The organism is Endozoicomonas sp. ALB115, from assembly GCF_049310245.1.
Classification (GTDB): Bacteria; Pseudomonadota; Gammaproteobacteria; order Pseudomonadales; family Endozoicomonadaceae; genus Endozoicomonas.
In genome coordinates, this window is the sequence record NZ_JBLYZG010000110.1 from 1 (window position 1) to 7,874 (window position 7,874).

Sequence of the window (7,874 nt, forward strand, 5' to 3'; positions counted from 1 at the left end):
TCTTGAAACTGTTGGGGCTTCATAACGTAGCCTCCCATTGCAGGGGATCACGACAGTTTAGACCTATCAACCTTTAAAACAAACATAGCCGCCAAAATGGGTGGGACTGACCGTTTAAGGGTATCTTCACAAAGTCTTAAACGCACTTGGCGAGTTTCAGATTTGTTCCAAAGTGCTTTGGCAGGGCACTTGGGTATTCGCACCAAAATGTTGGGTGTGCAGGTTTTCGATCAGTTAAAAGACGCAGCCCTTCCTGAAAAAAAAGCCAAAGAATGGGCGCAAGCCATTGCCGGGGAATTTGGCAAGCTGAAAAAAGAAGATAAAGAAAATCCTCTTTCCGGTTTGGAAATTGAACAACTGGTTCATGTCAGTAGCAAAGAACAGCAAGCTATCAATGAACTGACTCAAACGCTTATAACCGAGCAGCGAGCCCCTGCCAAAGAAGAACTGGAGCTGTTACGAAAAGAGGGAATGGCTGCGGATATTGCCCTATTTGGTCGTATGCTGGCTTCTAAGCCTGCCTTCAATATAGAAGCAGCCTGCCAGGTTGCTCACGCTATTTCCGTCCATCCTGTGACTATTGAAGACGACTATTTTACGGCGGTAGATGATCTGAATGACGGTAGCGAAGATGCGGGTGCCGCGCATATCGGTGAAACGGGTTTTGCGGCAGGTTTATTTTATTCCTACCTCTGCATCAACAAAGAACTGCTTATTGAAAACCTGAACGGTGACGTTGAACTGGCCAACAAAACCATTGCTGCATTGACCGAAGCGGCCATAAAAGTCTCTCCTGAAGGCAAGCAAAACAGCTTTGGCAGCCGGGCTTATGCCTCTTATGTGTTGGCAGAAACGGGCGATCAGCAGCCACGCTCTCTGTCAGTTGCTTTTTTAAAGCCCGTTGATAAATACGCTGAAGATTATGCGACTGCCGCCATTGCAGCGCTGGAACAGCAGCGGGACAACTTCAACAACGTCTATGGCGACTGTGCGGATGCTCAATACTCACTGAATGCGGTTACCGGCAAAGGTCGCCTGCAAGAATTGCTGGCATTTGTCTCTAAGTAGGAGCAGGTCATGAATTATCTGCTATTCAGGCTTTATGGACCCATGGCCAGCTGGGGGGAAATAGCGCTGGGCGAAAACCGTCATTCCGCAACTTATCCAGGCAAATCGGCAATTCTCGGTTTGCTGGGAGCAGCACTTGGTATTCGCAGGGATGATGAAACTGCCCAGCAGGCTCTGACGGATGGTTATTCGCTGGCGGTAAAACAGGTTGCTGCGGGTGGGTTTCTCAAGGATTACCATACAGCACAGGCACCGGACTCTGTGGGTAAGTTCAATTACCGTACCCGGCGTGACGAAGTGGTTCTGGGGCGGGAGCGTCTGGGCACGGTGCTCTCCAGCCGGGAGTATCGAACGGATGCGTTAGCGGTTGTAGCCGTTAAAGCTAATGAACAGGCCCGCTGGTCGTTGCAACAATTGCGCGATGCATTATTAAAACCCAGATTTCACCTCTATCTGGGGCGTAAAGCCTGTCCATTGGCAGCACCTTTGCAGCCCGAGCTGATCGAAGCTGAGGCTTTTTTGTCGGCATTGGACTGTTACCAACCCAAATCTCTATTACACAGCAAGCAGGCGTGGGTAACTGACCAGCGTTTTTTAAAAACCGATAGTACCTGTCATTACTACTGGCAGGGAGAGCAGGCGGATTTTGCCGCACCTGATGTTGTGCCGCTCAATCAAATTCAACAGCTGGTGCGGCATGACCTGCCTCTATCGCGACAACGATGGCAATTTCAGCCCCGTAAAGAAAACCTTTGGCTATCAACACCAACGTCGCAGGAGGAAAGCTGATGTACTTATCCCGTATTCAACTGCCCCCCGCGCTGTTGGAACAGACCCAGCTAGGCAAACTACTTCGTCGTGATAGCTACGGTATGCACCAGTTATTGTGGGATTTATTTCCTGATGGGCAGTATCTGTTTCGGGAAGAAAACAGTCATAGGCAGCTCGGTACCCGCCAGCATTGGCCTCTTTTTTATGTGCTTTCAGCCAATGCACCTGCAGACAGTTCACCTTTGTTTCAGATTGATTGCAAACCCTTCCAACCGAGGCTGAAAGCGGGGGATCGGCTTGCCTTTCAACTGAGAGCCAATCCAACCATTGCCAGACGGCAACAGGGTAAAAAAAACTCGGCACGACATGATGTGGTGATGGATGCCAAGTTTCAGCACTTACTGCAAAACTGTCTTGAATATGGCGTGCTCAGAGAAGGTGATATCTACACCGGCGTTGAGGGGGAGCGCAGAGTTTTGCGTAACAATCTGAACCGCAAACAAATAAAACAACAATTGTTTTCTCTTCCCGAATTTAAACAGCCAGAAAGCCGAGCGGCATTTATACGACATCAATTGCTGGCAACTGATAAGGCTGCAACCGGCTGGTTGGAGAAAAAAGCTGAGTCTGGTGGTTTTAAACTGGAATCAACCGAGGCTACAGGGTATTTGTGGCACTCCCTGAGTGATGCAAAACAAAAGCGTAATGCGGGCTATAGCAGTATGGATTACCAGGGTATTTTGCAAATAACCAATGAGGATATTTTTTGGGAGCAACTGCAAAAAGGGTTTGGCCAGGCTAAACGATTTGGCTGTGGACTGATGCTCATTCGCCGGGTATGACCCGGCACATTCAGATAACGGTAGCTATTCAAAATAACATCGCCATTTGGAGGGCTAATGTCGTTCATTCCACTAAAACCCATCCCGATCAAAGACCGGGTGTCCATGGTGTTTGTCAGCAAAGGTCGTATTGATGTACGTGATGGGGCCTTCGTTGTGGTTGATGAAGTCAAAGGTGACAGAAAGCATATTCCTGTGGGATCTGTCGTCTGTATTATGCTCGAACCGGGTACACGGGTATCCCATGCTGCCGTCAAACTGGCGGCAATGACCGGGACGCTATTGATTTGGACTGGAGAATCCGGTGTTCGGCTTTACTCTGCCGGTCAGCCGGGTGGTGCAAGGTCAGATAAATTGCTTTATCAGGCAAAACTGGCTCTGGATGAAGAACTGAGACTGAAAGTCGTGCGCAAGATGTTCGAATTTCGTTTTGGTGAGCCAGCCCCTTCCCGTCGCTCAGTTGATCAGTTGATCAGTTGCGAGGCCTTGAGGGTGCCAGGGTCAGAAAAACGTATCAGCTGATGGCAAAACAATATGGTGTGCAATGGAAGGGGCGAAGTTATGACCCAAAGGACTGGGAGTCAGGAGACACCATCAACCAATGTTTAAGTGCCGCCACAGCCTGTCTCTACGGTGTTACTGAGGCAGCGGTGTTGGCGGCAGGATATGCGCCTGCTATCGGTTTTATTCATTCCGGTAAGCCCAAAGCGTTTGTGTATGACATTGCTGATCTGTTCAAATTCGAAACAGTGGTGCCGGTGGCGTTTCAGATTGCTGCCAAAGGTACCCATAGTCCGGACAGGGATGTACGTATTGCCTGTCGTGACAGTTTTCGTAAAACACGGCTGCTGAAAAAAATCATTCCTACCATTGAAGAGATTCTGGCAGCGGGAGAAATTACGCCACCTCCGCCACCGGAAGATGCACAACCACCGGCGATTCCTGAGCCTGTTTCGATAGGTGATACAGGTCACAGGAGCAGCTGAAATGAGTATGTTGGTTGTGGTGACTGAAAATGTACCACCAAGATTAAGGGGGAGATTGGCGGTCTGGCTGCTGGAGATTCGCGCCGGTGTGTACGTTGGAGATGTGTCCATAAGAATCAGGGAAATGATTTGGGAACAGATAAATGCGCTTGCTGAGGAAGGCAACGTGGCTATGGCCTGGGCAACCAACACAGAATCCGGATTTGATTTTCAAACCTACGGCACAAACAGGAGAATACCAATCGAAGAAGATGGTTTAAGGCTGGTTCTTTTTCAATCGGAAGAATAATCAATCTGTTCTTTAACAATGGAATATTTACAGCGAATTTTGGATGAATTTGCTGGTGGAAATTTTAGGTCTTGCAACCTTTTGATTTAGTGGTGTATTTTTTTAGAGTGTTCCCTGCGCCTGCAGGGATGAACCGTTCTCAAACAGTAGTGGTTCCGGGACAGTTGTGTGTTCCCTGCGCCTGCAGGGATGAACCGCTTGCCGTGAGGCTGTGAAAACCTATGTGAAAGTGTTCCCTGCGCCTGCAGGGATGAACCGTCGGCAGCCGTCAGATCAGTCTTGGCCGCCACGTGTTCCCTGCGCCTGCAGGGATGAACCGCACTGGAGCATACCTTCAACTCTGAAAAGGTAGTGTTCCCTGCGCCTGCAGGGATGAACCGGTGACTTACACAGTGAGTAATAGTACCGGCTCGTGTTCCCTGCGCCTGCAGGGATGAACCGGATTGATATGGAGAACGGCATAGCGTCAATTCGTGTTCCCTGCGCCTGCAGGGATGAACCGGCACCGTCAAAATCAATATTGAGTTTGTCGGTGTGTTCCCTGCGCCTGCAGGGATGAACCGTGTTTCTGCCACGCTAAAAACTCCGCTTCCGGGTGTTCCCTGCGCCTGCAGGGATGAACCGCGGAGCAGGCAGCTAATGAACAAAAAACAATGGTGTTCCCTGCGCCTGCAGGGATGAACCGGCCACGGAAGAACAGCGTCGTTTGTGGCTGCTGTGTTCCCTGCGCCTGCAGGGATGAACCGGGCAGGGAGTTGAGACAGGTTCTGGGTATTGGGTGTTCCCTGCGCCTGCAGGGATGAACCGAATGCTTTACGCTGCTGGTGTGACTATCACCGGTGTTCCCTGCGCCTGCAGGGATGAACCGTTTGAGAAAGCAGCATGAAAAACTAACCGGGGGTGTTCCCTGCGCCTGCAGGGATGAACCGCCCACGTTTGACTGGCGGGAGATGTGGCAGCAGTGTTCCCTGCGCCTGCAGGGATGAACCGATCGTTTAAAACACCTTCAAGCGGTTACCAAGGTGTTCCCTGCGCCTGCAGGGATGAACCGACAGGCAGGGCAATATTGTGTCATTGCCGTGGGTGTTCCCTGCGCCTGCAGGGATGAACCGTCGAGCACGTTGTTCTTATCCAGAACATCACCGTGTTCCCTGCGCCTGCAGGGATGAACCGAGAGCAGATCAAAAAATCAGGCCGTGGAATACGTGTTCCCTGCGCCTGCAGGGATGAACCGGTATTAGAGGAATTAAGGCGTATTCATCTGTGGTGTTCCCTGCGCCTGCAGGGATGAACCGTTTTGTGTGGCATCGGGATTGCCGGTCAAGGCGTGTTCCCTGCGCCTGCAGGGATGAACCGGTTTCGCCACTCTTCATGGCCTGCAACAGCTCGTGTTCCCTGCGCCTGCAGGGATGAACCGGGCAGCGGGAAGGCGGAGAAAAAGGCGAGAAAAGTGTTCCCTGCGCCTGCAGGGATGAACCGCCGATTCACAGTTATAAAACGGTGGCCGATCTGTGTTCCCTGCGCCTGCAGGGATGAACCGAAATAATTATCTGCTTTCTGTAGTCGGTGTTTGTGTTCCCTGCGCCTGCAGGGATGAACCGTTTATCGTTGCTCTCCTGAATCCCTTCTTTTTGTGTTCCCTGCGCCTGCAGGGATGAACCGTTCATCGCTCCGGTACTGGTGGTTGCACTGGCGTGTTCCCTGCGCCTGCAGGGATGAACCGTTTACAGAAAGGGAATTGATGCTGATTGTGGTGTGTTCCCTGCGCCTGCAGGGATGAACCGTTTGTGGTGGCGTTCCTGACTCCTGCCTTTTTGTGTTCCCTGCGCCTGCAGGGATGAACCGCTAATGTCATTGTTTTTATTGAGTTTTTCATTGTGTTCCCTGCGCCTGCAGGGATGAACCGCGCGAAGGCCGTCGATGGCGTTTACAACGGTAGTGTTCCCTGCGCCTGCAGGGATGAACCGGGAAATATTTTTTTCGCCTCTTCCATTGATACGTGTTCCCTGCGCCTGCAGGGATGAACCGGTCTCTATAGGCTGCTCCAACCTGGCTGGTCTGTGTTCCCTGCGCCTGCAGGGATGAACCGCTGGAAGGTTTGATTTTATGAGTGTGTTTTCGGTGTTCCCTGCGCCTGCAGGGATGAACCGTATCAGGTAGCGGAACTCAATGACCAGATGATGTGTTCCCTGCGCCTGCAGGGATGAACCGAGTGAAGCTGTGTAGAGAATGACGCATACCAAGTGTTCCCTGCGCCTGCAGGGATGAACCGCAATGAGCGTATATCTGCAATACTCCGGGCGTGTGTTCCCTGCGCCTGCAGGGATGAACCGACAGCTGGCGTCGCCATGTCAAGGAAGAGCCAGTGTTCCCTGCGCCTGCAGGGATGAACCGGTTACTGAGGATTTCCGGCTGGATATCTATGCGTGTTCCCTGCGCCTGCAGGGATGAACCGCAGGAGACTACTGTAGATGTAGACAAAACCACGTGTTCCCTGCGCCTGCAGGGATGAACCGGATTGTTTACCGATTTCATTGAGTTCATAACCGTGTTCCCTGCGCCTGCAGGGATGAACCGGCCCTTTTCCCTCACTGGGAGAAAGCTTGCAAGTGTTCCCTGCGCCTGCAGGGATGAACCGACCCCTCTGGAAATGTCATTCGTTCCACTTCTGTGTTCCCTGCGCCTGCAGGGATGAACCGGGGGGATTATGGACAAGTTAACACCTGAAGAAGTGTTCCCTGCGCCTGCAGGGATGAACCGGCCATCAAGGAGCAACTGGACGCCCTGATCCGGTGTTCCCTGCGCCTGCAGGGATGAACCGTGTATCGCTCGCTCAAGATCGGGGGTGCTGCAGTGTTCCCTGCGCCTGCAGGGATGAACCGTCATAACACCAGCCCACAAAAATCCGGAAGTGGTGTTCCCTGCGCCTGCAGGGATGAACCGCGGTCTGGGTGGGTGGTGCCCCATGAGTCGAAGTGTTCCCTGCGCCTGCAGGGATGAACCGTCAGGCAAACAGCTGATAGCTCTCGTTCAAATGTGTTCCCTGCGCCTGCAGGGATGAACCGAATACTACGAAAACACGCCAGAGTTGGACAAAGTGTTCCCTGCGCCTGCAGGGATGAACCGCGCCCAGATCGCGCCGAGTCGCATCAGTGAATGTGTTCCCTGCGCCTGCAGGGATGAACCGTTTTATCTGCCACTTTGCGCCGGGAAATTCCAGTGTTCCCTGCGCCTGCAGGGATGAACCGGGAGGTCGTAACCCATGGCCTTCAGAACCCGCGTGTTCCCTGCGCCTGCAGGGATGAACCGCCCTGCTCGGAGCAGAAAGCGCCCTCGGTTTTGTGTTCCCTGCGCCTGCAGGGATGAACCGGTTAACCCGTTTGTAGACTTCCCCGGCGACAAGTGTTCCCTGCGCCTGCAGGGATGAACCGGACCTGAGAAGGGCCTGCCTGAATCTGGCCGGGTGTTCCCTGCGCCTGCAGGGATGAACCGCGACCGCCGAAAACAAAATAGACGGCGCAGTCGTGTTCCCTGCGCCTGCAGGGATGAACCGGCATCCCGAAACTGCCGGACGGTAACACCGCCGTGTTCCCTGCGCCTGCAGGGATGAACCGGCTGGAGGTTTTGTGTTCGTGGTATTCATCCAGTGTTCCCTGCGCCTGCAGGGATGAACCGGAATAGTCACAGGCGTCTATGAATTCCAGAGTGTGTTCCCTGCGCCTGCAGGGATGAACCGTTCAATGCCGGTGCCCTGCTGCGTGGCGATATGTGTTCCCTGCGCCTGCAGGGATGAACCGTTGCCAGAGCTGAGCGACGCTACGGCCTTGCGGTGTTCCCTGCGCCTGCAGGGATGAACCGAGCCAGCTGGGCATGGATGACGATGAGTACCGGTGTTCCCTGCGCCTGCAGGGATGAACC

The 7,874-nt window shown here is 52.9% G+C and carries 6 protein-coding genes and 1 CRISPR repeat array; all 6 genes read left to right on the forward strand.

What is annotated here, in order from left to right; translation table 11 throughout:
- The first annotated feature begins 96 nt into the window (after positions 1-96).
- Genes cas7e through cas2e form a run of 6 tightly spaced genes read left to right on the forward strand, consistent with a single transcriptional unit; the run spans position 97 to position 3,956 of the window.
- Positions 97-1,068 carry a type I-E CRISPR-associated protein Cas7/Cse4/CasC gene (cas7e, locus tag ACO6VE_RS23340; protein ID WP_422463778.1) on the forward strand — a complete coding sequence of 324 codons (972 nt, stop codon included), beginning with the start codon at positions 97-99 and terminating at the stop codon, positions 1,066-1,068.
- Positions 1,069-1,077: 9 nt separating this feature from the next.
- A complete protein-coding gene (cas5e, locus tag ACO6VE_RS23345) occupies positions 1,078-1,857 on the forward strand; it encodes a type I-E CRISPR-associated protein Cas5/CasD (RefSeq protein ID WP_422463780.1) in 780 nt (259 codons plus the stop codon).
- Positions 1,857-2,681: a type I-E CRISPR-associated protein Cas6/Cse3/CasE gene (gene cas6e / locus ACO6VE_RS23350; protein ID WP_422463782.1), complete on the forward strand. Its 825-nt coding sequence runs from the start codon at positions 1,857-1,859 to the stop codon at positions 2,679-2,681. Before cas5e ends, cas6e begins: the two co-directional genes overlap by 1 nt.
- 57 nt (positions 2,682-2,738) lie before the next feature.
- Positions 2,739-3,203, forward strand: a complete 465-nt coding sequence (gene cas1, locus ACO6VE_RS23355; protein ID WP_422463784.1) for a CRISPR-associated endonuclease Cas1 — start codon at positions 2,739-2,741, stop codon at positions 3,201-3,203.
- Complete coding sequence (gene cas1 / locus ACO6VE_RS23360) at positions 3,203-3,667, forward strand: CRISPR-associated endonuclease Cas1 (RefSeq protein ID WP_422463786.1); 465 nt, start codon at positions 3,203-3,205, stop codon at positions 3,665-3,667. Before cas1 (ACO6VE_RS23355) ends, cas1 (ACO6VE_RS23360) begins: the two co-directional genes overlap by 1 nt.
- A gap of 1 nt (position 3,668) precedes the next feature.
- Positions 3,669-3,956, forward strand: coding sequence for a type I-E CRISPR-associated endoribonuclease Cas2e (cas2e, locus tag ACO6VE_RS23365; RefSeq protein WP_257293982.1), 288 nt, complete (start codon positions 3,669-3,671; stop codon positions 3,954-3,956).
- A 107-nt stretch (positions 3,957-4,063) separates the two neighbouring features.
- Positions 4,064-7,814: direct repeats of the CRISPR family, unit length 29 nt; unit sequence GTGTTCCCTGCGCCTGCAGGGATGAACCG.
- Positions 7,815-7,874: the final 60 nt, after the last annotated feature.

Excerpts from the sequence above, each read along its gene's own strand:
- cas5e (WP_422463780.1), top strand. The coding sequence starts at position 1,078 with ATGAATTATCTGCTATTCAGGCTTTATGGACCCATGGCCAGCTGGGGG.
- cas2e (WP_257293982.1), top strand. The coding sequence starts at position 3,669 with ATGAGTATGTTGGTTGTGGTGACTGAAAATGTACCACCAAGATTAAGG.
- cas1 (WP_422463784.1), top strand. The coding sequence starts at position 2,739 with ATGTCGTTCATTCCACTAAAACCCATCCCGATCAAAGACCGGGTGTCC.
- cas6e (WP_422463782.1), top strand. The coding sequence starts at position 1,857 with ATGTACTTATCCCGTATTCAACTGCCCCCCGCGCTGTTGGAACAGACC.
- cas1 (WP_422463786.1), top strand. The coding sequence starts at position 3,203 with ATGGCAAAACAATATGGTGTGCAATGGAAGGGGCGAAGTTATGACCCA.
- cas7e (WP_422463778.1), top strand. The coding sequence starts at position 97 with ATGGGTGGGACTGACCGTTTAAGGGTATCTTCACAAAGTCTTAAACGC.